Annotated in this window: 20 protein-coding genes and 1 pseudogene; 17 read left to right on the top strand and 4 right to left on the bottom strand. The window is 60.1% G+C overall.

Annotation, left to right across the window (positions count from 1 at the left end; all coding sequences use genetic code 11):
- Positions 1-44: 44 nt before the first annotated feature.
- The 5 genes from glf to ACSKT0_RS17065 all read left to right on the top strand — a co-directional run bounded on the left by glf (position 45) and on the right by ACSKT0_RS17065 (position 5,998).
- The gene (glf, locus tag ACSKT0_RS17085; RefSeq protein ID WP_437770827.1) at positions 45-1,232 is read left to right on the top strand and encodes a UDP-galactopyranose mutase; all 1,188 of its coding nucleotides are present in this window, start codon (positions 45-47) and stop codon (positions 1,230-1,232) included.
- Positions 1,229-3,199 carry a glycosyltransferase gene (locus ACSKT0_RS17080; RefSeq protein WP_437770826.1) on the top strand — a complete coding sequence of 657 codons (1,971 nt, stop codon included), beginning with the start codon at positions 1,229-1,231 and terminating at the stop codon, positions 3,197-3,199. Before glf ends, ACSKT0_RS17080 begins: the two co-directional genes overlap by 4 nt.
- The gene (locus ACSKT0_RS17075) at positions 3,186-4,073 is read left to right on the top strand and encodes an ABC transporter permease (protein ID WP_437770825.1); all 888 of its coding nucleotides are present in this window, start codon (positions 3,186-3,188) and stop codon (positions 4,071-4,073) included. The genes ACSKT0_RS17080 and ACSKT0_RS17075 overlap by 14 nt, the downstream gene beginning before the upstream one ends.
- A gap of 19 nt (positions 4,074-4,092) precedes the next feature.
- A complete protein-coding gene (locus ACSKT0_RS17070) occupies positions 4,093-4,827 on the top strand; it encodes an ABC transporter ATP-binding protein (RefSeq protein WP_437770824.1) in 735 nt (244 codons plus the stop codon).
- Between the two features lie 94 nt (positions 4,828-4,921).
- The gene (locus ACSKT0_RS17065; protein ID WP_437770823.1) at positions 4,922-5,998 is read left to right on the top strand and encodes an ABC transporter substrate-binding protein; all 1,077 of its coding nucleotides are present in this window, start codon (positions 4,922-4,924) and stop codon (positions 5,996-5,998) included.
- Positions 5,999-6,176: 178 nt separating this feature from the next.
- Here the strand turns inward: ACSKT0_RS17065 and ACSKT0_RS17060 are convergent, their stop codons facing one another.
- On the bottom strand, positions 6,177-8,225 hold the full coding sequence (locus ACSKT0_RS17060) for a DUF6541 family protein (RefSeq protein ID WP_437770822.1): 2,049 nt from the start codon (positions 8,223-8,225) through the stop codon (positions 6,177-6,179).
- Between the two features lie 278 nt (positions 8,226-8,503).
- On the opposite strand from ACSKT0_RS17060, the gene ACSKT0_RS17055 reads away from it, so the two are divergent.
- The 3 genes from ACSKT0_RS17055 to ACSKT0_RS17045 are packed head-to-tail and all read left to right on the top strand — an operon-like array spanning position 8,504 to position 10,611.
- Positions 8,504-9,295 (top strand): glycosyltransferase family 2 protein, encoded by a 792-nt coding sequence (locus ACSKT0_RS17055; protein ID WP_345453097.1) that lies wholly within the window; start codon positions 8,504-8,506, stop codon positions 9,293-9,295.
- The gene (locus tag ACSKT0_RS17050) at positions 9,292-9,711 is read left to right on the top strand and encodes a DUF2304 domain-containing protein (protein ID WP_345453005.1); all 420 of its coding nucleotides are present in this window, start codon (positions 9,292-9,294) and stop codon (positions 9,709-9,711) included. The genes ACSKT0_RS17055 and ACSKT0_RS17050 overlap by 4 nt, the downstream gene beginning before the upstream one ends.
- Before the next feature lie 3 nt (positions 9,712-9,714).
- A complete protein-coding gene (locus tag ACSKT0_RS17045) occupies positions 9,715-10,611 on the top strand; it encodes a glycosyltransferase family 2 protein (RefSeq protein WP_437770821.1) in 897 nt (298 codons plus the stop codon).
- 94 nt (positions 10,612-10,705) lie between these two features.
- On the opposite strand, the gene ACSKT0_RS17040 is transcribed toward ACSKT0_RS17045, so the two are convergent.
- From ACSKT0_RS17040 to ACSKT0_RS17030, 3 genes are all read right to left on the bottom strand, one after another.
- The gene (locus tag ACSKT0_RS17040) at positions 10,706-12,157 is read right to left on the bottom strand and encodes an oligosaccharide flippase family protein (RefSeq protein WP_437770820.1); all 1,452 of its coding nucleotides are present in this window, start codon (positions 12,155-12,157) and stop codon (positions 10,706-10,708) included.
- 1 nt (position 12,158) lies between these two features.
- Complete coding sequence (locus tag ACSKT0_RS17035) at positions 12,159-13,169, bottom strand: glycosyltransferase family 2 protein (RefSeq protein ID WP_437770819.1); 1,011 nt, start codon at positions 13,167-13,169, stop codon at positions 12,159-12,161.
- A gap of 74 nt (positions 13,170-13,243) precedes the next feature.
- A complete protein-coding gene (locus ACSKT0_RS17030; RefSeq protein ID WP_437770818.1) occupies positions 13,244-15,562 on the bottom strand; it encodes a GH25 family lysozyme in 2,319 nt (772 codons plus the stop codon).
- A 291-nt stretch (positions 15,563-15,853) separates the two neighbouring features.
- On the opposite strand from ACSKT0_RS17030, the gene ACSKT0_RS17025 reads away from it, so the two are divergent.
- The 9 genes and pseudogenes from ACSKT0_RS17025 to ACSKT0_RS16985 all read left to right on the top strand — a co-directional run bounded on the left by ACSKT0_RS17025 (position 15,854) and on the right by ACSKT0_RS16985 (position 24,137).
- Complete coding sequence (locus ACSKT0_RS17025; RefSeq protein ID WP_437770817.1) at positions 15,854-17,077, top strand: CpaF family protein; 1,224 nt, start codon at positions 15,854-15,856, stop codon at positions 17,075-17,077.
- Positions 17,077-17,930, top strand: a pseudogene (locus tag ACSKT0_RS17020) (type II secretion system F family protein). The gene ACSKT0_RS17025 and the pseudogene ACSKT0_RS17020 overlap by 1 nt, the downstream one beginning before the upstream one ends.
- Before the next feature lie 5 nt (positions 17,931-17,935).
- Positions 17,936-18,874 (top strand): type II secretion system F family protein, encoded by a 939-nt coding sequence (locus tag ACSKT0_RS17015; protein ID WP_437774062.1) that lies wholly within the window; start codon positions 17,936-17,938, stop codon positions 18,872-18,874.
- A 125-nt stretch (positions 18,875-18,999) separates the two neighbouring features.
- Positions 19,000-19,263, top strand: coding sequence for a hypothetical protein (locus ACSKT0_RS17010; protein WP_437770816.1), 264 nt, complete (start codon positions 19,000-19,002; stop codon positions 19,261-19,263).
- 4 nt (positions 19,264-19,267) lie between these two features.
- Positions 19,268-19,690, top strand: a complete 423-nt coding sequence (locus ACSKT0_RS17005) for a TadE family protein (RefSeq protein WP_437770815.1) — start codon at positions 19,268-19,270, stop codon at positions 19,688-19,690.
- Positions 19,671-20,189 (top strand): hypothetical protein, encoded by a 519-nt coding sequence (locus ACSKT0_RS17000; RefSeq protein WP_437770814.1) that lies wholly within the window; start codon positions 19,671-19,673, stop codon positions 20,187-20,189. The genes ACSKT0_RS17005 and ACSKT0_RS17000 overlap by 20 nt, the downstream gene beginning before the upstream one ends.
- Before the next feature lie 11 nt (positions 20,190-20,200).
- Positions 20,201-20,665 (top strand): pilus assembly protein TadG-related protein, encoded by a 465-nt coding sequence (locus tag ACSKT0_RS16995; RefSeq protein WP_437770813.1) that lies wholly within the window; start codon positions 20,201-20,203, stop codon positions 20,663-20,665.
- Between the two features lie 67 nt (positions 20,666-20,732).
- Positions 20,733-21,848 carry a peptide chain release factor 2 gene (gene prfB, locus ACSKT0_RS16990; RefSeq protein WP_437770812.1) on the top strand — a complete coding sequence of 372 codons (1,116 nt, stop codon included), beginning with the start codon at positions 20,733-20,735 and terminating at the stop codon, positions 21,846-21,848.
- A 177-nt stretch (positions 21,849-22,025) separates the two neighbouring features.
- On the top strand, positions 22,026-24,137 hold the full coding sequence (locus ACSKT0_RS16985) for an acyltransferase family protein (protein WP_437770811.1): 2,112 nt from the start codon (positions 22,026-22,028) through the stop codon (positions 24,135-24,137).
- The last annotated feature ends 176 nt before the right edge of the window (positions 24,138-24,313 follow it).

The following is a 24,313-nucleotide window of genomic DNA, read 5'->3' as shown; positions in this document are numbered from 1 at the left end:
CAATGCACATCATTGGGCTGCCCGCATTCGAACCAGGAGTATTTGTGACCGCTGACCTCGTCATCGTCGGGTCGGGCTTTTTTGGCCTGACAATCGCAGAACAGGCCGCCACTGAGCTGGGCTTGAAGGTTGTTGTCATTGACCGCCGGCATCACATCGGCGGCAACGCCTACAGCGAAACGGAAGAGAAGACCGGAATCGAGGTGCACCGTTATGGTGCGCACCTTTTCCACACCTCGAACGAGCGGGTGTGGGAGTACGTCAACCGGTTCACGACCTTCACGAACTACGTGCACAAGGTGTACGGCGTGCACAAGGGTGAGGTGTATTCCCTCCCCATCAACCTGGCGACGATCAACCAGTTCTTCCGGGCCAACTTGACTCCTAGCCAGGCGCAGGACCTGATCAAGGAGCAAGCTGGTGAACTCGCGGGAACCGATCCGCAGAATCTCAATGACAAGGGCATCCAGCTGATCGGTCGCCCCCTGTACGAGGCATTCATCAAGCACTACACCGGCAAGCAGTGGCAGACCGACCCCAAGGACCTCCCAGCGGAAATCATTTCTCGCCTTCCTGTCAGGTACAACTACGACAACCGATACTTCAACGACAAGTACGAAGGCCTGCCGACCAACGGGTATACGGCGTGGATCGAGAAGATGGCCGAGCACCCGAACATCGAGGTACGCCTGAACACGGACTTCTTTGACGAGTCGCACGAGTATTCAAAAAACAAGGTTGTCGGCAAGATTCCCGTCGTCTACACAGGACCCGTGGACCGCTACTTCGACTTTGTCGCCGGAGATCTGTCCTGGCGCACCATCGACTTCGAAGAGGAAGTCCTGGACACGGGAGACTTCCAGGGAACGTCCGTTGTCAATTACAACGACGACGACGTCCCGTTCACCAGGATCATCGAACCGCGCCACTTCCACCCGGAGCGTGGCTACCAGACGGAGAAGACCGTCATCATGCGCGAGTTTTCCCGGTTCGCCGAAAGCGGCGATGAGCCGTACTATCCGATCAACACCCCGGATGACCGCGAAAAGCTGCTGAAATACCGCGATCTCGCAGCCGCTGAAAAAGACGTGCTGTTCGGCGGTCGCCTTGGCACCTACAAGTATCTCGACATGCACATGGCCATCGGTTCGGCTCTCTCCATGTTTGATAACAAGGTCCGTCCGCATTTCGAAAACGGCGCGGAAATTGAAAGCGGAGGAGTGGACGCGTGAGTCCCACGACGACTGCCGAGCTTCAAAGGGTCGTCTTCCCTTCCCCGGGTGAGCTGGACGCCGTTGAACTCTATGTCGACGCCGGAAGCTCGGTTGGCACCCAACTCGTCGAGGACGACGGACTCTACCGACAGCCCAAGCTTCCGGAAAACAAGCTGCATCTAGTTGGTTCGAGCCCGCTGGAGGCTCATCATGAGGACTTCCTCTCGCGCACTTCCGCGAAGGTACGCGCCGGACAGCACGTATCATTCGGTACGTATTTCAATGCATTTCCTGCCAGCTACTGGCGTCGATGGACAGCTGTCCGCTCGGTTCAGCTGCACGTCCGCACCGAGGGCTCGGGAACTGTGCTGGTCTACCGCTCGAACGCGCGCGGGATGCCTCAGCGTCTGAACTCAATCCACGTCGAAGGGTATAACGAGCTCGAGCTCGAGCTGTCCCTGGAGACGTTCGGCGACGGCGGCTGGTACTGGTTTGAGTTGGTTGCCGGCGCGTCGGAATTGACCTTGCTCGGCGCTGAATGGGCAACGCGGGAGTCTCCGCGGATTCCTGCGGGAGAAGTCGCAACAGTCCAAATCACCACCATGAACAAGCCGGACTTCTGCATCGCGAACGCCCGTATTCTTGGCGGAAGCTCCAAGGCGCTCGAGAGCGTCAAGGAAGTGTTGATTGTGGACCAGGGCACGAACAAGGTCTCGGCAGCCGAAGGATTCAATGACGTCAAGGATGTGTTGGGTCGCAAACTACGGATCGTGGAGCAAGCCAACCTTGGCGGTGCGGGAGGCTTCTCGCGGGGGATGGCGGAGGCTGTCCAGAACGACAGCAGCTTCGTCGTACTTCTCGATGACGACGTCGTGGTGGAACCTGACAGCATTGAACGGCTCATCACTTTTGCGCGCTTCAGCAAGAAGCCGACAATCGTTGGCGGTCACATGTTCGATCTTTACAGTCGGACGACGTTGCACACCTTCGGTGAAGTGGTCGACCCCTACAGGCTGAGCTGGGTAAGCCCGGATGACGCCCTTGAGTATCGCCACGACTTCAGACACCGTAATTTGCGGCAAACCCCTTGGATGCACCGTCGTGTCGATGTTGATTTCAATGGCTGGTGGATGTGCCTGATACCGACTGACATCATCCGGGAGATAGGCCTTTCACTGCCTGTCTTCATCAAATGGGATGACGCCGAATATAGCTTGAGGGCGAAGCAGGCCGGGTACGCGACCGTCTCCCTGCCTGGCGCCGCCCTGTGGCATGTGTCGTGGATCGACAAGGATGACTCTCTGGGATGGCAGGCCTACTTCCATGAACGCAACCGATTGATCGCGGCCCTTCTTCACAGCCCTTTCCCCAAAGGGGGGCGGGTATTGCGGGAGTCGTTCCAGAACAACGTCAAACATCTGATCTCCATGCAGTACTTCGCTCAGGAAGCACGCATCATGGCGATGCGGGACGTCCTGCGCGGACCGGGGAGCCTCCACGCTGAATTGGCAAGCAAGTTGGCCGAAGTCAATGAGCTGCGTTCCCGCCACACAGAGGCGCAAATTAAATCCGACGTGGACGAGTTTCCGGCTGTGGGCCTCAATGGGGGAGGCCGAGGAGGCGCCGCGGGGATGCCGCCCAAAAAGGACCTCGTGAAGTGGGCAGCGAAGACGGTCCTTCGCCAGATATTCAAGAAGCCGGATCCTTCATCGCTGGAGCGGCCCCAGGCCCATTTGGCGCACAGGGAAAATCGTTGGTGGAGGCTGTCCTCATTCGACAGCGTCCTTGTCTCCAACGCCGAAGGGACTGGAGTGTCCTGGTACCGCCGGGACCCCAAGCGGTTGCGGAGCCAGATGCTGGAAGCGGCCAAGCTCCAGAGCGAACTGTACCGTCGATGGGATCAACTCTCCGCCGAGTACAAGGCGGCCTTGCCGGAGATCACTTCCTTGGAGTCCTGGAAGGCCACTTTCGATGTCAGCGGGTAGGAATCCCAATAGCGTGTCGACTCAACTCATAAAACCAGGCCATGGCCGTGGACTATTTGACGTTTATTCCAACCGGTTTCTATTGAAGCTGCTGGTCCGAAAAGAGATCAAAGTACGATACCGGGGTTCGGTATTGGGACTGCTTTGGTCTTATGTCAAACCACTGATGCAGTTTCTTATCTACTTTGTAGCGTTGGGGATTTTCCTCAATCTCCAGCATGGTACGCCGAACTACTCGATCTATCTGTTTGCAGGAATCGTCTTCGTGAACTTTTTCACGGAGTCTTTGGGAAATGCGACCCGTTCCATTCTTGACAATAGGGACTTGATTCGGAAGATATATCTGCCGAGGGAATTGTTTCCCGTAGCGACGGTCCTGGTGTCGGCAGCGCATTTCCTTCCTCAATTGGCAGTCCTCGTTGGTGCCTGCTTGCTCGCAGGTTGGCAGCCATCCCTGATCCAGCTGCTGATGGTGATTGTTGCGTTCATTATGGTTGCAATTCTTGCAACTGGACTCGGTCTCCTCTTCGGAGCGGCAAATGTGTACTTCCGTGATTCCGAGAACATTGTCGACATGATCCTGATGGTTGTGACGTGGGCCTCGCCGGTTCTCTACATCTGGACGATGGTGCAACGAGTCATGGGGCCCTGGTACTGGGTCTACCAGATGAATCCACTGACTGTCGGCGTCGAGATCTTCCACTGGGCGTTTTGGTATCCGACTTTGACGGCGGACCAGATTGGGCTTGCGCCTTTGCCGCCGGATCTCCTCGGATTCTGGCTGCCGGTTGCAATTGCAATTTCCGTTGCCATCCTGTTCCTGGGCCAGTCTGTATTCCGCAAGCTCTCCATCCATTTCGCACAGGAGCTCTAGATTGTTTCAAACTGACGAGTTGGCAATTACGTGTGTAGGTATCCGTAAGCAATTCGTGCTCCGTCACACGCGTTCCCTGAAGGAAGCCCTCGTCTGGTTCATTCGTGGACGCAAGGGTGACCTATCGAGAAAATTTGATGCCTTGAAAGACGTCTCCCTTGACGTTCGTCATGGGGAGACCGTTGCTCTTCTCGGGCTCAATGGGTCCGGAAAATCAACGCTGCTCAAGCTGATTTCCGGAGTCCTCCAACCGGATGGCGGGACTGTCCTCACCCGCGGGCGCGTAGCCGGCCTGATTGAGGTTGGGGCTGGCTTCCATCACGATCTCAGCGGGCGCGACAACGTGTATCTCAATGGCGCAATTCTTGGAATGACCGAGCGAGAGATCGACGAAAAGTTCGCCTCGATCGTGGAGTTCTCCGAAATTGGCGAGTTCATCGACACCGAGGTGAAGTTCTATTCGTCGGGCATGTATCTTCGGCTCGCTTTCTCTATTGCCGTGCATACAGATCCCGAAGTGTTCCTCATCGACGAAATCCTCGCTGTCGGAGACGAACCATTCCAGCGGAAGTGCATCGCCAAGATCAAAGAGTTGGCCGGCAAGGGCAAGACCCTCTTTGTGGTCAGCCACGACCTTGACCTTGTGGCGACCATTTGCGAACGGGGCGTCCTTTTGGAACACGGCCACGTCGTCATGGACGGTGAAGTCCATGAGGTTGTCGCTGAACTCAGGCAGCGGTCCAAAGCCGCTTGAGTCATTGAAGCGGAGACCCCGCTCGCACGAGACTATTGACAAATTGCCCTCGGGGCTAAAGCACGGGCCTCACGGCCGAACGGGAAGGGACCACATGAAGCAACCAAATGGAGGCTCGGGCGACCATCTGGGTCGTCGTGGGTTCTTGGCGGCCGTCGCCGTGTCGCCGCTCCTGCTCTCAGGTTGTTTCGGTGGAGCGGCGTCGCAGGGATCGGCTGACACAGGCAATTTCCCCGTCACGATTCCGCATTTGTTCGGCGAGACTACTGTGAGCAAGGTACCGACCAGAATTGCGACGCTTGGTTTCGCGAGCCAGGATGTCTGCGTCGAACTAGGAGTCGTGCCGGTCGGCGTTCCGGCCTATGAAGCGCGTGGCTTCGGCACCAGTCTGTGGTTCGGCAAGGCGATTACTTCAATGAACGCGGTCATGCCGACTCAATATCGGGAAATGGACGGGCCACCATATGACTCGCTCAAGTCGCTGAAACCTGACCTCATCCTGGCCGTCAACTCGGGCATCACACGGGACGAGTATGACACTCTGAGTGAAATTGCCCCGGTTATCGCTTACCCCGGGACTCCCTTTGGAACTGACTGGCGGACTACGACACTCACCGTGGGCAAGGCCATCGGCCGCTCCCAGGCTGCCAAGGAACTGGTAGCGAATATTGAAAAGGAAATTGCGAAGGCGAAGTCCAGCTACTCGGACCTTGCGGGCAGCAGCTTCCTCTACCTTGGTGCCAGCTCCGTGCCCGGCGCGGACTTTGAAGTCTATGACGAGAACTCGAATCCAGTTCGGATTCTTGAGGACTTTGGAGTTGTTCCTTCACCGTCACTGGACAAAGTCAAAGCCCAGGGAAAGCGGCAGATCGTGCGTTACGGTGTGAGCCCGCTGTTGTGGGAATCCAGGCGCGGGGGCGAATTGCAAGCCGACATAGACGTAGTCGCCGTGAACATGTCCGAACGGGCGGACATCGCCAAGAACGGGGTGCTTGACGTCCTGCCGGCGGCCAAGCGGAATTCACTGGCGGTCGTTCAGAATTCCGACGACGCATTGGCTCTGCTGGAAGCTTCGCCCCTGGGCGTCAAGTGGGTTCTCTGGACCGTCATGCCCGAACTGGCCCGGGCGGCCTACCAAGCGAAGCACGGCAGCGGGGCTGCTGGTTCCTGATACTCGACCTTGGCCGGCCAACACGGCGGTCAACAGGAGTCGAAACTGGCCTGAGCCCGGACAACCGGGCGCAGGCCAGTTTCATGTGTTGGGGTCCGCGGATTGCGGGTTCGGTACCAAAATCCCAAGGTTGGGTCAATGAGCGGTCGTCTGGCGTGTTACGAAGCCGATGGCCCGGTCACTTGTCGCAGGCTGTTGTACGCACCAGGCGTACCTTTCCAGATGTCGCGAGCACCTGGATATCCGGTGCCGATCCGCTCGTCAGGTCAGCAAGACCGGGGAACGGATCCTCGGTAGGAATTACCGTCTTGGTGCCGAAATCGAGTGCCCAGTAAGCGTTGAGTTCTTTGATGACGGGGCAGACGTCCTTATTGAAGGCGGCCTCGTCCCAATGATCCAGCAACAGCTGCTCTTTCTCGGTCCGTTCGCCGAAAATGTGTGGTGCGAGCGGCTGTCGATCGGCCAAAGCGTAAACCAACGAAGCGCCGGTGAGGGGGTTGCCGACGACGACTCCATCCTTGGGGACTATGGCATCGACTTGCTTCAACAACGCCAATTTGTCGCTATCCACGAGATCAGAGGTGGCCGACACCCGGAAGGCGTCGCCAAGCCGTTGCTGGACAGGCGCCAACGTTCCGCCTTGGGAGGCAACTCCCAGCACTCCAAGGGCGACCCAAATCACTGCAACATAGCGGCGGCCAAGTTGGACCCGGCCGCGACCGGCGTCGGCCATTGCCCCGTCAACGGATGGTTCCTTGCGGATCCGGCGTTTCGAGAAAAGTTCCAGGAGGGCCCTGAAGCGCCACAGCAGCCATTCCGCACCAAAGACAATAATCGGAAAGCTCGCCACCGGGAGCAATGCGGCCAAGCGGAAGCTGTCGTTGTACCACACACCTGTGAGCAGTGTCCTGAAGGTGCCGGGCGGCCAGCTGGAGACCACCATGTAGAGGACAGCAGCCACCAGATACACACCCAGGACCCACCATGTCCGGCGGAGGTTGCGTGCGATGACATACAAGCCTATGACGGTCAATATGGCGAGTATCCAGGCCGCCGTGGTGCCCATGGGCGCGCTACTCAGGATTTCGCCAAGTGCCCGGGAGTTGGACTGGAAGGGGGTCCAGGGCGCTGCACCAAGGCCCGGCCGCAGAATCATCCATGTCACGACGGCTGCTCCAAAGTATGCGACGCTCAGAAGAGCCCAGACGATCACCGCGCGTCTGGATCCGGCGCCTTCCCGCCATTCAAGGAAGAGTTTCACAAGACGTCCAAGCACTACTGGAGCGGTGAATCCAATAAGGGCGACCATCGCACTCGGATGGGTCAGAACCATGCCTGGGAACGTAGCGCACAAAGCCAGCAGCGGAGGCCAGATTGAAGTTGCCGGCATCCTCGAGAGACCAAACAACTCGATCACCAACCCGAATACCGCCGGTAGCAGTGCGATCGCTGCGTTGTTGGGATACAGCACGCCGAATCCAACCAGCAGGTAGGGGAAGGCGCTGAATCCTGCGGCCAGGACTCCCGTGGCGATCAACGGCACAGGCCGGTAACCCACGATCCGCGACACAAGGAACATGCAGCCGAGCGGCCAAACCAAGGCCCCGATGACGATCGTCCCGACGTTGACACTGGCGGGGACAGAAGCGCCGGTCAGCATCTGGAGGAGCGCCATCATGTCATGCATGCCGGCGGGGTAAAAGTAACGTGAGGCTTCCGTGAGGTTGCCGAGGGTGAGGGACGAACCGTTTTGCGTCTGAACGATGTGGTGGACGGCGTTGAGGTGATAGACGTTGTCAAAGGTCTGGGAGAAGTTTTCGGGACTTCCAAAGCCGGTGATGAACCGACCTGCAATCACAACTGCCCCGAACGCAACGCCCAGTGGCACCGCGAGGATTGCGGTCCAGCGGCCAAGGTCGTGGGCGTTCAGGGGCCCATTGTTGGCTAGATTCCCCCAGGTTTTGCCCCGCCGGGTCCACCAATACCGGGCGGCGAGAACCAGGAGGGCGAGAACCACGCTAACCGTGAAGTAGACGGCCGGCGTGTAGGGAAGGTGCAGGAAAGGTGCGACGACGGCGGTGCACGACGCGATCGTCGTGGATACCGGCGCGGCAAGCGCCGCCAGGTTCAGGCGCCGGATTCCTGCAGCCCCGAGTACCAACAACCCGGGAAGAACGTAGATCAATGCTGCCATGGCGAAAATCGGAATGGTCTGCCACCAAGTCATCGATCAAAGCTCCTTATCGGGTATAGCCAACCAAACAATTATGCAGGGTGGGGAATGGACGCGCGTCCAGCAGCGGCCTGCACGCAAGTCCTCGCGGGCAAGATCCATGGATCCTGGAAGCGGCAGGCCGGTTCGGTGAGGAGGTACTCCTGTAGCCCGAAACCTTCTCCCTTTGGCGACCGCTGGCTGCCGGGAACATCGCCCGCGGGGATTGTGCGCCTGTCAGAAGCCGGGAGGATGAAGGTGCCGACCATGTGGAATAGGTATACTTGACCATCATGGCAACTACAACGCACTCAGACGCGCTGATTATCATGCCTTCCTGGAATGAAGCTGAAGCAATTGGTGCGACTATTCGGCAGGTGCGTGAGGCGGTACCCCATCACGACATCCTCGTAGTCGACGATGGATCCAAGGACGAAACTGCACGCATCGCGGCAGAGGCCGGGGCCGCCGTCGTCATTCTGCCCTTTAATCTGGGGGTTGGCGGCGCGATGCGGGCCGGCTTCAACTATGCGCTGCGCCACGGATACACGCGCGCCATTCAGGTTGACGCCGACGGACAGCACGACCCGCACGATATCGACAGAGTGCTGGCGGGCCTTGAGCATGCCGATATTTCGATCGGTGCCCGGTTCGCTGGACGCGGCAACTACAGTGCCAAGGGGCCGCGTCGATGGGCGATGAACGCCTTGGCCAAAGTAATCTCCGGAGTGGCTAAAACCACGCTGACTGATGTCACCAGCGGATTCCGTGCCGCCAATCTGCGTGCCCTTCACCAATACATGGAACATTTTCCGGCAGAGTATCTCGGCGACACGATCGACTCACTGGTCGTAGCTATAAAGTCCGGCTGCAAGGTGACCCAGGTTCCAGTGGAAATGAAGGTCCGCCAAGCCGGAACGCCGAGCCACAGCCCTTGGAAGGCAACCATCTACCTAGCTAGGTCGGGCCTTGTGCTGTGCTTCGCGCTGGCCAGGCCTCGGACCAAACTGAGCCAGGAATTCCCTGCACCGGAAGTCCTCCAGGAAGCCGCTGAGGGATCGGCGCAGAGAGGAACGGCCACATGAGCGTGGCGTTTTCGATTGTCATCTCGATTGGCATGGTCCTTGCCGTGCTCATCATGCTGCGGGCGGGAAAGCTTCGCGAGAAGTATGCCATCCTCTGGCTCGTCGTCGGTGGACTTACGATCGTCCTCGGGTTCTTTCCGAGCCTGCTTGATTGGGCCGCCGGACTAGCCGGCGTCCGGGTTCCTGCCAACCTGCTTTTTGCCTTGTCCATCGTGTTGCTGGTGGGTGTGGGCCTGCACGTCTCGCGCGAATTGACCATCCTCGAGGATGAAACACGCACGTTGGCGGAAGAGCTGGCGATACTGCGCAACGCAGTAGAGCGGCTTGAGTCTTCGCGGCAAGAGAACGTGCCCTTTGAACAAACTGAAAATGTGAACGACTATCAGGCCAAAGGCCTCAAAACCCCGAAGAGGTAGACCTTGACCATTGACGTGATGTTCCCGTACTACGGCGATGTGGCCATGATGAAAGCCGCCGTTTCGTCCATTCTGGCGCAAGAGGACCGGGATTTCCGCCTCACCATCGTGGATGACGGATATCCCGACGAATCTCTTCCCACGTACTTCCAGGGACTTATCGATAGCGACGACCGGGTGCGGTACTACCGCAATGACACGAATCTCGGAGCGAACGGCAACTACAAGAAGTGCCTCTCGCTCGTAGAGCACGACGTCGTCGTGGTCATGGGCGCCGACGACATTATGCTTCCTAACTACATCGGAACCATCCGCAAGGCGTTTGATAATCCGGAAGTGTCAATTGTCCAGCCCGGCGTCGAGGTCATCGACGAAAACGGGACCGTCTACCTTCCACTCGGTGACAAGGTCAAGGATCGCCTGCGCCGCATGGTGGTCGGTGGCTCTGAGCTGGCCATTTTGTCGGGCGAACCGATTGCCGAAAGCTTGATCACAGGTGACTGGCTCTATTTCCCCTCTGTGGCTTGGCGGGCGAAGGCAATCCTCAAGCACGACTTCCGCGAGCAGTACAACGTGGTCCAGGACATCGCGCTTGCGATGGATATCATCATGGACGGCGGCAAGATGCTCGTCACTGACACCGTTTGTTTCCAGTACCGTCGCCATCGCGAATCGGACTCGTCCGTGCGTGCGCTGGATGGTCGCCGTTTCGTCGAGGAACGCGCATTTTTTGATGAGTGTGCCCGTGACTTCGCGGCGCTTGGGTGGACAAAAGCTGCCCGTGCGGCCCGTCTGCACGTCACGTCCCGCTTGAATGCCCTGGTATTGACTCCCAAGGTTGTTCAGAAGCGGATGTGGCCCGGGCTGAAGAAGCTCTTGGCTCATTCCGTGCGTCCTTAGTAGCCAGTACAGCGCTACGGGCCTGTTCGCGGAAACAGAGTTGCGCCCGGCCGGTTAATCCGGCCGGGCGCAACTGTTTAAGCGAATCGGCGTCCTACGTAACGTCGGACTGTTGCTTCTCCTCCGCGCCAAGGGCGGATTGACGACGCTTGAGGAACAGGAAAGCCGCCGCCCCGGCCATAAGAAGCGCCGCTAGGCCAAATGTCACAAGGCCCGTCACGAAGTCAGTGGGCAGTAAAAGCATGATCGCCGTAATGCCCGCAGTCGCCGCAAGCCCAATGAGCAGGGGGCGAGCATGGACCAGCCCTTTCCCATATCGCCGGGCTACCAGCAGATAGATAGCACCAAGGGCGGCGAAGCAGGAAACTTTGACCAGGCCGACAAGGAACAAGGACTCGGAGGACGCAGGCCAAGACATGGCCAGAAGGGCGACTCCAGCGGTGAGAGGCGTGATCACGGCGAGTAGCCTCGTCTTTCCAACCGCCACCATCTGGGTTGTGGACATGAGGAAAACCACATAACCCATGGCAATCGACGGCAGAAGCCTGGCCAACTGAAACTGTTCGACGGTTGGTGACTTGACCAGGATGTTCGTCGCAAAGACGGCCGCGGAGCTGCCGGCGAGGGCCAATGCCACACCCACCACGGCACCTTCTCGTTGCGTTCTTTTGACGATTCCATGCGGGTCCTTGCCATGTTGTGAAAGAACCTGCGTGTCCCACACATTTGACAGAGCCAGAACAACGGCAAGCGGCCCGAGTGCCATCGGAAGGACGGCGCCGTATTTTCCGTAGAGGGCCGGTCCATGCATGGTCGTAAGAAGGAACGATTCGCCCTGCAGCATGAGCACCAGGGCGATACTGTGCGGCAGGACCGGCATCGAGGTCTTGAGCGCGCTTTTGATCACACGGGGGAACTGGAAAGGAGCACCTGGTCGGACCGCAACCGCGCTCCAAAGGGCCGTGATCAGCACAACGATGGAAAATGCCCCGAGATAGCCGGCCGCCGTCTGAGAAAAAAATGTGACGGCACCAAGCCCTGCGAGGTGGCCGAGGGTCTGCGCCCCGATCGTAATTCCGACGAAAAGCGAGGCGCGATGTTCTGCCCGGAGAACGGCGAGGCACATCTGGATGCACCCCAACAGTCCGACGGATAGCAGCGCGAGCAGGACAGACAGTTGATCCGTGAACTGCCCCGAGACAAGGGCGACTGCGCCTGCACATCCGACGGCTAGTACACCGAGTCCAGCGCTCTGCAGGATGCCGAATCCCGCGAGGGAGCGCGCGTGCTTTGGCCCGATCCCGGCCTCAAAATAGGTCCGGGTGATAATGAGCGGTAATCCCGCAAGAATCACGATGAGGCCTACGGATATCAGAGATATCGCGAACGACACCCGGCCCCACTGCTCCGGACTCAGAATTCGTTGAACGAAGGGTTGGGTAAGCAAAGGGCCGGCAGCCTGTGCGACGGCCGCCAACAAATAGAGGAACCGATGGTGGCCCGGGGGAGTCAAGCTGCTGCTAGCCACGTAGACAGGTGCAGCCATCCTAGGCTCCCAGCTCATAGGTACGGGCGACGTAGCGCCGATATAGCCATGCGTAAGTCCGAGGCGCCACGCGGGCCACCAGGGCTGAAATACCGATCAGGGGGGCCGTTCGGACTACATCGGGCAGGTCCGTCATTTTGACATTGCGGCGCAGGACTCTTCGCAGCTCGCGCAGAACGGCGGGTTCCGCATCACCGGCTATCGCATTGGACAAGACAACGACCGCCAGGGTTGCCCTCATAGTCCTCCAAGATTTTCCACTGACTTGCGGGGCAACATCGGGATTCAGGCCCTCGCGAATGTATGCCTCGGTGTCATGTACAAAATCGGCCGTCAGCCGCTGAGTCCACGTTGTTGACTGTCCATTGATGGAATAGACGTGCACCGGTTCGGGGCTGAGAACCACCTGCTTGCTATAGGAGAAGGCGCAGGCATTGAAAATGATGTCCTCGTAGCGGCGGATGTCTTCCCTGAAGCTGACCGATTGAAGCAACTGGCGGCTGTAGATCTTACCGTGCGTGTAGTTCCAGATCCGTTCCTGCAAGAGTCCTTGGACAGCTTCCACCCCCGTCATCGACCCGGTTTGGGAGTCAGGACGGGGAGAGAGCCGGCCGCTGTCTGTGCGAGCAATGTGAGCCCCTCCCACAATGTCGACTGGCCCCCCGGCGGCTAGTCCGAGGAGGTGGGTCAGCGCACCCGGAAGCAGTTCGTCATCGCAATCAAGAAACATGATGAATTGTCCGCAGGCCATCCGGACGCCGTCATTCCGGACGGCGCTGGGTCCACGGTTTTCCGCCTGGACGACCAGAGTGATCCGGTGGTCCGCCGTGCGGGAGATGTAGTCTCGGACGATCTCCGGGCCCGCGTCGCTTGAGCAATCGTCAACGACGAACAGCTCCCAGTCGGCATGCGTCTGTGCCCGCACACTGTCAAGGGCGCGCTCGATTCGGTCCGCGCCATTGTAAAGAGGCACCACGATGCTGACTTGCGGGCTAAGGGGTGAGGGGGGCATTCATTCTCCAGGGTAATCTGCGCAACAGCCTGGCCCCGTGAAACGAAGCCCGGTACCCCTCAGACTACCGTCGCTCAGCGATAGGCAACGCTCGCGCCGGTATCTGAGCGCCAGGAAATCCGACCCCCTTGGAAATCCTGGAAGCACGAGGCGCTGGTGGCACATGTCTCTTCGGACGTCGGATACCCGAGGGCTCCGCGTTCGAAGCCCAGGGAGCCCCACATAGAACGGATTCCCCCATACAGGCTCGTGTGTGCCCCAGTGGCAGGAGACCAGTTGATGGCTCCGCCTTGGAACATTTGGAAGCAGCCACCGTCTTTTTGACCGCAGATTTCGGACGACGTCGGATAACCGAGCCGTCCATTCTCGTATCCTAGGGAGCCCCACAAATTCCTGATGGCACCCCATGTGCTCAGTTGGCCACCAGTCGCCGGGGACCAGTTGATGGCTCCGCCTTGGAACATTTGGAAGCAGCCACCGTCTTTTTGGCCGCAGAACTGTTCGCTGGTGGGGTATCCCAATCGCCCGTTTTCGAAGCCGGTTGATCCCCAAGTGTTGCGGATGGGGCCGAAGAGGGAGGTGTGGGCGCCTGTTCCGGGGGACCAGTTGATGGCTCCGCCTTGGAACATTTGGTAGCAGCCGCCGTCTTTCTGGCCGCAGATCTGTTCGCTGGTGGGGTATCCGAGTGGTCCGTTTTCGAAGCCGGTGGATCCCCAGGTGCCGCGGATGGGTCCGAAGAGGGAGGTGTGGGCGCCTGTTCCGGGGGACCAGTTGATGGCTCCGCCTTGGAACATTTGGTAGCAGCCGCCGTCTTTCTGGCCGCAGATCTGTTCGCTGGTGGGGTATCCGAGTGGTCCGTTTTCGAAGCCGGTGGATCCCCAGGTGCCGCGGATGGCGCCGTAGAGGGAGGTGTGGGCGCCTGTTCCGGGGGACCAGTTCATGGCTCCGCCTTGGAACATTTGGTAGCAGCCGCCGTCTTTCTGGCCGCAGATCTGTTCGCTGGTGGGATATCCGAGTGGTCCGTTTTCGAAGCCGGTTGAAGCCCAAGCGTTGCGGATGGCGCCGTAGAGGGACGTGTGGGCGCCTGTTCCGGGGGACCAGTTCATGGCTCCGCCCTGGAACATCTGGTAGCAGCCGCCGTTGCTCAAACCACAAGCGATGCCGCTCGTCTGGTTGCCGAGCTTGCCGCCGTAACTGGAGTAGGCCGCGCCGAAGGAATAACTTGGATCGGAATCCCCGTACGTCGCGAACCTCTGGAGGGACGCATAGTCACCATTCCAAATGTTGGAATCACCTTGGAATGGACCGGTGCTGCTGTACTGCCACAGGCTGAACTGGCCCCAACTGGCGGGAAGCGTCCCGGGCGAGTCGCTTGCAGCCGAGGGATAGGAAGCGATCCACAGCGGATAGGCGCTGAAACTTGCCGAATTTCCGGTGCACGTGCGCCACCAGTCAGTGGTCGAATAGATGACTGGATATCTTCCGACCAAAGCCTTGACGGTGTTTCCGAAGTCCGCGATCCAGCTAACCATTTGCGACGCCGACATGCCGTAGCAGACGTTGCCGAAATAGAAACCGCCGATTGTCTGTCCCTCGTAGGGGTTGTACTCGATATCCAGGACAGGCGGAAGCGTGTAGCCGTCCGGGCCCCATGATCCGCCGTTCGCAACGAAGTACCTCGCTTGGTCGGCGCCCGAGGACCAGTTGGGAATGGCGAAGTGATAAGCCCCGCGGGTCATGCCGACATTGCGCGAGCCGTTGTATTGCTGAGAGAAGTTCTCGTTTTGGTAGTAGTTGCCTTCGGACGCCTTCACATAGGCGAACCGTGAGCCTTGGTTCCACTGGGACGTCCAGTCGACGTTGCCCTGATATGCGGACACGTCTTGCCCGGCCACTCCGAACGAGGGTGTCCAGTGTCCGGTGTCCGGTGCCATCGGGAGCGCGCCGGCAACTGCCTGGGACTTCGCCGGGGCGGCCCTGGCCACTGAAACTTTGTTGGCCAGCACTCGCGGCGAGCGTTGGCCCATTTCGGCTCCGCCGGCGGGAATTGCCTGGAGCATGGCGCGTTTCATCAGGTCGCCAGAAAGGGGATTGCCGCCGGGCATCGCCTGCGTGGAGACCTGCGCCTGAGGATCTATGGCCGGAGAGGGCGCGGGGCTAGGCGCAGCCGATGGCGCTGTACTAGCAGGGACGGCTGGGATCCCGCTTGGTGTTGGCGCAGCCTTGGGGGCCGTTGCCCCGGCCGGGGCCTGCACCGGGCCGGTAGGCACTACAGCATTCTCAGAGTGGGCGGCTCCGGCCACAGAGAGCATCAGCGCGAGCACAACGGTCAGTACGACGCCAGCTCGCGCGATGGACACTCTGGGGGCCTCTTCAGGCGTGGTTCGATTCATTATTCAATTCCGGCAGGGTGCCGCTCCGCTGAGGGCACATGGTGATAGCTTCGACTGCAGCTCCAACAATGAACGCCTCTGCAGTGCACCATTAAGCCAGCTCCTAACCGGGACACCATAGCATTTGGTGGCAGGAGTGAACAGAGTTGCATGTGATGCCTGTGTGACTAGTGGGTGAACAGTTATCCACAACCGCCCAAAAATGACTTGGCCCTGCAGTGCGACCTCCCCTAGCCTTAAGCCTGTTGAAGGTTTCCGCAGCGCCTGGGCGCATGCTGCATTGGGGGGAACATGGAGGCTTTGCGCATCGTCGAGGACGAAGTCCGGGAGCTGATTCGTCGGCGTGGGCTGGATCCTTTGAGCCAAGCCGTCGAAGTTCACCGGCTCGTCGAGGCCGCCGTGAATGACTACGATGAGCGGGCGCTCCTGGGCCCCTTGCCTCCTTTGGGGCACTTGGACACTGCCCGCAAGTACGTGTTCGACGCCGTTGCCGGCTTCGGGCCGCTCCAGCCACTCTTGGATGACCCCACCATCGAAGAGGTCTGGCTCAACGCACCCAATGAGGTTTACGTTGCCCGGAATGGCGAGTCCGAACTTACCTCGATCAGCCTCACCGAGCAGCAGGTTCGCGACCTTGTTGAGCGGATGCTTAAGAGTTCCGGGCGCAGGCTGGACCTCTCCTCACCCTTCGTGGACGCGGCCCTGCCCGATGGCTCTCGGCTCCACGTCGTCATTCCCGACGTCACCCGCCGCCATTGGGCTGTGAATATCCGCAAATTCGTGGTCAAGGCGACCCGGCTCGAACATCTAGTGGAGCTGGGTACGTTGACGCCCGAGTCAGCCCGATTCCTGGGGGCCGCGGTGGCCAGTGGACTGAACATTCTCGTCTCGGGAGCCACCCAGGCAGGAAAGACCACAATGCTCAACTGCCTGGCAGCCAACATCGGCTCCCGGGAGCGGGTCATCACCGTCGAAGAGATCTTTGAACTCCACTTCCCGCTGCGAGACGTCGTGGGACTCCAGTGCCGCCAGCCAAACCTTGAGGGTCAAGGCGAAATTCCCTTGCGCCGGCTCGTCAAAGAGGCTCTTCGCATGCGGCCGGACCGCCTCGTGGTGGGCGAAGTCCGGGAAGCCGAAAGCCTGGACATGCTTATTGCGTTGAATTCGGGCTTGCCGGGCATGTGTACCGTCCATGCCAACTCCGCCCATGACGCCGTGACCAAGATCTGCACCCTGCCGCTGCTGGCCGGAGGGAACATCTCGAGTGCGTTCGTCGTACCGACCGTGGCATCCTGCATCGACCTCGTGGTCCATTGCAGCCGCCAGCCGGACGGTCGCCGGCAAGTCACTGAGATCCTTTCGCTGGGGCGACGTGTGGAGAACGGCATCATTGAGTCGTCCAAGGTATTCGCGATGCAGGACGGCAGGCTCCAAGCCATTTCGAATTCCATGCCCGCCGTCGAGAAATTCGCCCGGGCAGGTTTTGACGTCGCCGCGCTCCTGGAACAGTTCTGATGGCGCCGCTGCTGGGCGTTCTCTGCGGCCTGGGTGTCTTTCTTGTCTGGTGGTCTGCATGGGAACAAGACCCCCTTGCCGCCAAGGAGCCCAAACCGAAACGCCTTGAGTCTTTGTTGCTCACTGCCGGGATCGAAAAGGTGAGCGGCGCGGGATTCATCGCATCGTGCCTAGGATTGGGTCTTTCACCACACTGGTGATCTACGTCATGACAGCGTCCTTTTCGATTGCAGCGTGTTTCGGCTTGTTCGGCGCGTGGCTTCCCTTGGCCGTTGTCAGCTGGCGGGCGCGCAAGCGGACCGCCATGCTCCGGGAGCTCTGGCCCGATGTAGTCGACCATTTGCGCTCGGCAATCCGCGCAGGACTTTCGCTGCCCGAGGCGCTTATCCAACTTGGCGACAAGGGCCCCGAAGAGTTGCGGGCCCTCTTCCGCGAGTTTGCTGCGGATTACCGTTCCGGCGGCCATTTCGATGTGGCGTTGGGCAAGCTAAAGGAGCGTTTGGCCGATCCCGTTGCCGACCGGATCATTGAGGCGCTCAGGCTGACGCGCGACGTGGGCGGATCCGATCTAGGTCGCCTTTTGGGAACTCTCGCCGAATTCCTTCGCGAGAGCGCGAGGACCCGCCGTGAACTCGAGGCACGGCAATCATGGACCATCAATGGGGCGCGCCTGGCCGTTGCCGCCCCGTGGATCGTCCTGATGCTGCTGGCCAGCAGGCCGGAAGCCGTCGCCGCATACAACTCGGCCGCGGGAGTCAGCGTTCTTGGAGGCGGATTGTTGGTCTCGGGCTTCTGTTACTGGGCAATGCTGCGCATTGCCGCCCTTCCTGAAGATGAAAGGGTGCTTCGATGACTGCGTTGACTGCGTTGACTGCCCTGGCCGTATTCTGCGGACTTCTTTTGGGAGCCGGGTTGTGGCTCATCCTTGTTCGCATGCCATTCATGCGGCCCACTCCCTTCGCGGAGCGCATCGAGCCGCAGCTCAGGTCCCAGAACCTCGAATCGCGCCTGCTGTCCACAACCCCGGACATCGCGCCGTTCGGCCCCTTGGAGCGCATTCTGCGGCCAGCGATCCGGGACGCCCTCCGCTACCTGACGAAGTTCAACCTCGGTACCACGTCCCTCAACAAGAGGCTGGCAAAGTCCGGTTCCGGCAAGTCCGCGCTGGACTTCCGCGCGGAGCAGCTGCTCTGGGCGGCGGCCGGCTTTGCCACGGCGGTTGTTGTGGTGGTCGTGAGTGCCACCCGGGGACGGTTCAATCCGGGGCTTGCGGTTGCCTCGGTCCTGCTTTGTGCACTGGGTGGCTTTCTTTTCCGCGACTACATGCTGGGGGTGCGGATCAAACGAAGGAACAGGCGGATGCTGGCGGAATTCCCCAGCCTTGCAGAATTGATGGCCCTGGCGGTAGGTGCGGGGGAGAGCGCTAGCGGTGCACTCGATCGAGTGTGTCGGACAGCCCGCGGCGAGCTGGCGAAGGAGTTTGCCCTGGTAGTGGCCGCCACGCGGGCCGGCACTCCGCTGGTTGACGCCCTGCACGAGTTTTCGGGACGAACCGAGCTCGGCCCGCTTATTCGGTTCGTGGATGGGATTGTCGTTGCCGTCGAACGTGGTACCCCTTTGGCTGATGTTTTGCGGGCCCAAGCTGCGGATGTCCGCGATTCAGCCAAACGGGAGCTGATGGAAGCGGCGGGTCGCAAGGAAATCGCCATGATGGTGCCGCTGGTTTTCGGCGTCCTGCCCCTCACCGTGATCTTCGCCGTCTATCCGGGCCTGGCCGCGCTGGAACTTGGTTTCTGATGGCCGTCTCCGACAAGCCTTTTCACCTCCATCACATGGGCGTCCGCCTAAATGCCAAAACATGAAACAGCACGGATCACAACGATTCCTGCACAGCGAAATGGGGAAAAATGAACTGGGGAAGAATGAATAAGCCCGGACGCCGAAGCCTGCCGGCTCCAGGACTTTTGCTGTGCCAGTTGTGGACGCTCCCGCCGTCCAGACCATCGCTGAGAACCGCCCCGAATGAAAGTTCGGTCCCGGACGATGGTCATCCCGAGCGGGGAGATGTCCCCGGTTGGGTCATGATCACCTTGATGTCCGCGGCACTCGTCGCGGGCCTGCTGGCGCTGGCCGGCCCGGCTCTTGAGGGACTCTTCAACCAGGCCATGAACAAGGTTGGAAAGTAAGTCCGTGCCGTTCCGCAGCCGGGGAAGAGGACGTGGCGGCCGCGCCAGTGCCAGCAGCGGCGATGAACAGGGCTCCGCCGTCGTGGATTTTGTGCTGGTCGGGGGTCTGTTGACGGTGTTCTTCCTCGCCGTCGTTCAACTGACCCTCGCGTTGCACGTGCGCAATACACTCATCGATGCGGCCTCGTCCGGTGCCCGTTACGGCGCTCTCGCCGACCGGACGCCAGCCGATGCACGTGAGCGCACCGCAGACCTGATCGGAATGGCGCTGAACGCGGATTTTGCGCGGGACATCTCGACGTCGGAGGCCAGCTTCCAGGGAATCCGCACCTTGGTAGTGACAGTCCGGGCACCCTTGCCCGTTATCGGGCTGATCGGACCTCGAGCGGCGCTGGAGGTGAGGGGGCATGCTGCGACTCCCGGTTGACCTTGGCAGTGCAGCGACTTCCCGCTTCCGGGAGGTGGTCTGCCGGCCACTGGCCGAGGGCCAGGAATCTACCGTTCCTCCATGTGCCTCCGAGTGGGGAAGCGCGGTGGCCGAGTTCATCCTCCTGTCCCTTCTGCTTATGGTTCCCGTGGTCTACTTCATCGTCACTATCGGACAGATCCAGGGCGGTTCCTTCGCCGTCGTGGGGGCAGCGGACCAAGCCGCCAAGGTCTATGTCACGCAGGAGGACGCCTCCCAAGGCCGTGCCGCCGCTGAACGGACGGCCATTCTGACCCTTGCCGACTATGGCCATCCCGCGGAGCGGGCACTTGTCGACGTCGTGTGCGACCGCGGCGATTGCCTGTCGGCCGGTGCTGCGGTCACGGTGACGGTGAAGCTTACGGTGCCGTTGCCCATGCTGCCGTTTGGAGACACCTTGAACCTTGACGCCGCGAATCTGAGCGCGTCGGCCACGCAAATCGTCGGGCGGTTCCGGTGAAGGACCTTCCTATGAAGGCGGATATGCCGCGGTCGCGAAAATCAGAGGGGGAAGACGGCCATTTGATGGTCTTGACCATCGGCTATGTGGTGATCGCGCTGTTGCTGGCAACGGTCGTTGCTGCGGCTTCCGCCATCTACATCGAACATAAGAAGCTCCTCTCCGTGGCGGACGGAGCTTCGGTGGCAGCCGCTGACAGCTATGCCCTCGGCCAAGTAGACAATAGTGCTGGAACGCCCTCGGCGGTCCTCAACAGTGAGCGGGTTCGGAGCGCTACCGTGTCGTACCTCAGGCAAAACGGCGCCCATTCACGGTTCGATCAACTTGCCGTCGCGCCGGGTACTGGAAGTCCGGACAGGACCACGGCGGAAGTTGTGCTGAGCGCGGTTGCCTATCCGCCCGTGGTCAGCTTTCTGCTCCCCGACGGTGTTCCGATCGAAGCCCGTTCCACTGCGCGTTCCCGGCTGACCCGCTGAGTTCCCAGCGTCATACGTTCAGTGCCCGTGCCAAGGCCACCAATGGATGGCGTACTCTGGAACAACCATGGCTCAGATTGACTTTCCCGCAGAAATCCGCGCGCTTCGCTCCACCTACCGCTCCATCGAACAGGTTTCCGATGTCGAGAAGCTCAAGGAAGAGATCGCAGAACTGAGCGAGCGAGCGGGTGAACCGAACCTTTGGGACGATCCAGCTGCCGCGCAGGTAATTACGTCGAAGTTGTCCCACCGGCAGTCCGAACTTGAACGGTTGAACAGGCTGGCGGGCCGTATCGACGATCTTGAGGTTCTTGTCGAACTCGGCCAGGACGAGGACGACGACGCTTCCATGGTCGAAGCCGCCACGGAACTCGATTCAATTCGCAAGGCCCTCAAGGAACTTGAGGTGGTAACCCTGCTCTCGGGCGAGTACGACGAACGCGAAGCCGTCGTCACGATTCGTGCGGGCGCCGGCGGTGTTGATGCGGCGGACTTCGCCGAAATGCTCATGCGCATGTACCTTCGCTGGGCGGAACGCCACGGCTACCCTACTACCGTCATGGATACTTCGTACGCCGAAGAGGCTGGCCTCAAATCAGCCACTTTCGAGGTCAAAGCGCCGTACGCTTTCGGTACCCTCAGTGTCGAAGCCGGGACGCACCGCCTTGTCCGCATCAGCCCCTTCGACAACCAGGGCCGCCGGCAAACCTCCTTTGCCGCCGTCGAAGTCATCCCGCTTATTGAGCAGACCGACTCGATCGACATTCCCGACAATGAGATCCGCGTCGATGTCTTCCGCTCTTCCGGCCCCGGGGGCCAGTCCGTCAACACGACGGACTCAGCAGTGCGTTTGACCCATATCCCTTCAGGGATTGTCGTCTCCATGCAGAACGAGAAATCCCAGCTGCAGAACCGCGCAGCCGCAATGCGCGTGCTCCAATCGCGGCTCCTTCTCTTGAAAAAGGAGCAGGAAGATGCTGAGAAGAAGGCATTCGCAGGAGACGTCAAGGCATCGTGGGGGGACCAGATGCGTTCGTATGTCCTCAATCCGTACCAGATGGTCAAGGATTTGCGGACTGAACACGAAGTCGGCAACACGTCAGCGGTGTTCGACGGCGACATCGACGACTTCATCGACGCCGGCATTCGCTGGCGCACTGGCAACCGCAACGCCGAAGGGTAGGCGGCACCGGCCCGATGGGTCATGCCCTCTTAACTGAGGCATGCCACTACCGCATCTGGATTGCCCGGGCCGCATCACTGGCAGGTAATCATGGCTACGCTGATTCGGCCAGTTCGACTCACGACGCCGCATACGTCATCCTTTAACGGGGCACTCATCGACGGCAGGCAAGGCGGAATGCAGAAAACTAGGGCGACCAAAACCGTACTTCGCAAGGATATCCAGGGTCTTAGGGCCGTGGCCGTAGCGGCGGTAGTACTTGATCACCTGCTCCACTGGCCCCGCGGCGGCTTTGTGGGGGTCGATATCTTCTTCGTAATCTCCGGATTCCTCATCACCGGGCTCCTCATCCGTGAATGGCGGCGCGCGGGGCGGATCTCGTTTGTGGACTTCTACAGGCGTCGCGTCAAGCGGATCCTCCCAGCTTCGCTGCTGGTCATCGCGGTGACCGTCATCGCGGCCCGGTTCCTTTTTGCTGCCCAGCGGTGGCACGCAACTGTGTGGGACGCTGTCTTCTCGGCCCTTTTTTCGGCGAACTGGCGGTTCATGGTCATTGGAAGTGACTATTTTCAGGCTGACGGGCCGGTTTCGCCCCTGCGCCACTATTGGTCGCTTGCCGTGGAGGAGCAGTACTACTTCATCTGGCCCTGGGTAATGCTCGCAGTCCTGCTGCTCACCAGGAAGCTATCCGCGAAGGCAACGACGTCGATGAAGCCGGTCGTGCTGACCATCACCGGCATCACCGTGGCATCTTTCGCCTGGGCTTTGTTCGCAACGTCTACGAACCCGGGCGCCGCCTACTACGACACCTTTTCACGCGTATGGGAACTCGGGATCGGGGCAATACTCGCATTCGCTGTCCCGTGGCTGGAGAAGCTGCCGCATCGGCTGCGTCCCGTTGCCGCGAACTTAGGCCTGCTAGGAATCCTCGCGTCCGTTTTCCTGGTTTCTCCCGATTCCGGATTTCCCGCGCCCGTTGGATTGATACCTGTACTGGCAACGGCATTGGTGATCGCGGCCGGATGCGGTGGAGAGCAAAAGTTCCTGAAGCCCTTGACCAACAGAGCGAGCCAACATCTCGGCGACATCTCGTTCAGCCTCTACCTCTGGCATTTCCCGGTGGTGATATTCCTGGGCGCCTTCCTTGAAGCGGACCTGTTCTACTACGTGTTGGCTGGCTTGCTCATGCTGGTTCTGGCGCACTATTCGTTCCGGCTTGTGGAAGATCCCATCCGGAATAGCCGGTGGCTTTCCAAGGCAGAGAAGCGGCCGCATACGGAACGGCGACGATCAACGCGGACCTTTGTCCGTTCCGCTCTGGGATTGGCGATGTGCCTAACCGTTCTGGTCGGCGCTACGGGGGCGCGCATGGCAATCTTCCCGATGGCCTCGCCGTCAGGCGGTTCGACGATCGAATCCAGCAGTGCCGGGAAGGGTTTTCCCGTGGACGGGCCCGAATCCAGGAAGATTCAAGCAGAACTGCAGGCCGCGGTGGGGGCCACTGAATGGCCTACCTTCTCGCCGTCCCTGGAAGAGATCATCGCCAAGGACCCCTACCCGGATGGCGTCCACGCTTGTGGCGATGCCGGTGAACACCCGGCCGATCAATGCACATGGGGGCCCAAAGACGCCAAAAAGCACGCCGTTCTTGTCGGCGACTCCATCTCCATGCGATGGGCGACTCCTTTGATCAAACTCTATTCCGAGAACGGTTGGAATATCCGGGTTCTGGGACGCTATGGATGTCCGTTCAATCTTTATCCGATCGCCAAGCCCGCTGAAGAGGGGAAGGCTTGCGATGACCGGAAGGCTGAGGCCGTCCGAGTCATCCAGGAGATGTCTCCGGACATTGTTTTCATTGGCAACACACACTTCCCGGAGCGCATGTCAACGACAGGCAAAGTTGCTACAGCCGAAGACTGGGGTGCTGGAATGACGGCGATCCTGTCTAAGATTCCGAACGCGAAGAAGAAAGTCCTGCTGAGCCCGCCGCCGATAGATAAAGACCCGCGCCAGTGTTACAGCCCTGTACAAGGACCCCAGGCGTGCTTGGGCGGCGTCAGTCAGCTCTGGGTCGACATCTCGGCGGCCGATCGCAAATCGGTTGAGGCAGTCCCCGGCGGTGTTTACGTAGACACAAGGGAGCTGTATTGCACGCAGGACGGGATGTGCCCTGAGTTTGTGGGCAACATACCGATTAAGCAGGACGGCACACACATGACGATGTACTACGGCTACCACATTCAACCCGCGCTTAAGGAGATGCTGGCCAAACGCGGCCTGGGTTAGGACCGGGAACGTCCGTCCCTGCCGCCTGTTTGGGCGACACACCGCACCAAGCCCGCGATTCCGCCGCGGAGCGTGCGTATAGTCGAAGAGCCGGCGCTCAACCTCCCCCAACGAAAGCCCGTGCGCTGGCGGTTGGACTGGTCGAACGTGGCATGTCCGGCGGGGTTCTGAAGAGT

Source organism: Arthrobacter sp. KNU40 (assembly GCF_051515115.1).
In the GTDB taxonomy this organism is placed as follows: domain Bacteria; phylum Actinomycetota; class Actinomycetes; order Actinomycetales; family Micrococcaceae; genus Arthrobacter.
This window is presented reverse-complemented; position numbering and strand designations above follow the sequence as displayed.

Coding starts and splice junctions, on each gene's coding strand:
- ACSKT0_RS17075 (WP_437770825.1), top strand. CDS start 3,186: ATGTCAGCGGGTAGGAATCCCAATAGCGTGTCGACTCAACTCATAAAA.
- ACSKT0_RS17065 (WP_437770823.1), top strand. CDS start 4,922: ATGAAGCAACCAAATGGAGGCTCGGGCGACCATCTGGGTCGTCGTGGG.
- ACSKT0_RS17060 (WP_437770822.1), bottom strand. CDS start 8,225: ATGACTTGGTGGCAGACCATTCCGATTTTCGCCATGGCAGCATTGATC.
- ACSKT0_RS17055 (WP_345453097.1), top strand. CDS start 8,504: ATGGCAACTACAACGCACTCAGACGCGCTGATTATCATGCCTTCCTGG.
- ACSKT0_RS17050 (WP_345453005.1), top strand. CDS start 9,292: ATGAGCGTGGCGTTTTCGATTGTCATCTCGATTGGCATGGTCCTTGCC.
- ACSKT0_RS17040 (WP_437770820.1), bottom strand. CDS start 12,157: ATGGCTGCACCTGTCTACGTGGCTAGCAGCAGCTTGACTCCCCCGGGC.
- ACSKT0_RS17035 (WP_437770819.1), bottom strand. CDS start 13,169: ATGCCCCCCTCACCCCTTAGCCCGCAAGTCAGCATCGTGGTGCCTCTT.
- ACSKT0_RS17030 (WP_437770818.1), bottom strand. CDS start 15,562: ATGAATCGAACCACGCCTGAAGAGGCCCCCAGAGTGTCCATCGCGCGA.
- ACSKT0_RS17025 (WP_437770817.1), top strand. CDS start 15,854: ATGGAGGCTTTGCGCATCGTCGAGGACGAAGTCCGGGAGCTGATTCGT.
- ACSKT0_RS17010 (WP_437770816.1), top strand. CDS start 19,000: ATGAATAAGCCCGGACGCCGAAGCCTGCCGGCTCCAGGACTTTTGCTG.
- ACSKT0_RS17000 (WP_437770814.1), top strand. CDS start 19,671: ATGCTGCGACTCCCGGTTGACCTTGGCAGTGCAGCGACTTCCCGCTTC.
- ACSKT0_RS16995 (WP_437770813.1), top strand. CDS start 20,201: ATGAAGGCGGATATGCCGCGGTCGCGAAAATCAGAGGGGGAAGACGGC.
- prfB (WP_437770812.1), top strand. CDS start 20,733: ATGGCTCAGATTGACTTTCCCGCAGAAATCCGCGCGCTTCGCTCCACC.
- ACSKT0_RS16985 (WP_437770811.1), top strand. CDS start 22,026: ATGCAGAAAACTAGGGCGACCAAAACCGTACTTCGCAAGGATATCCAG.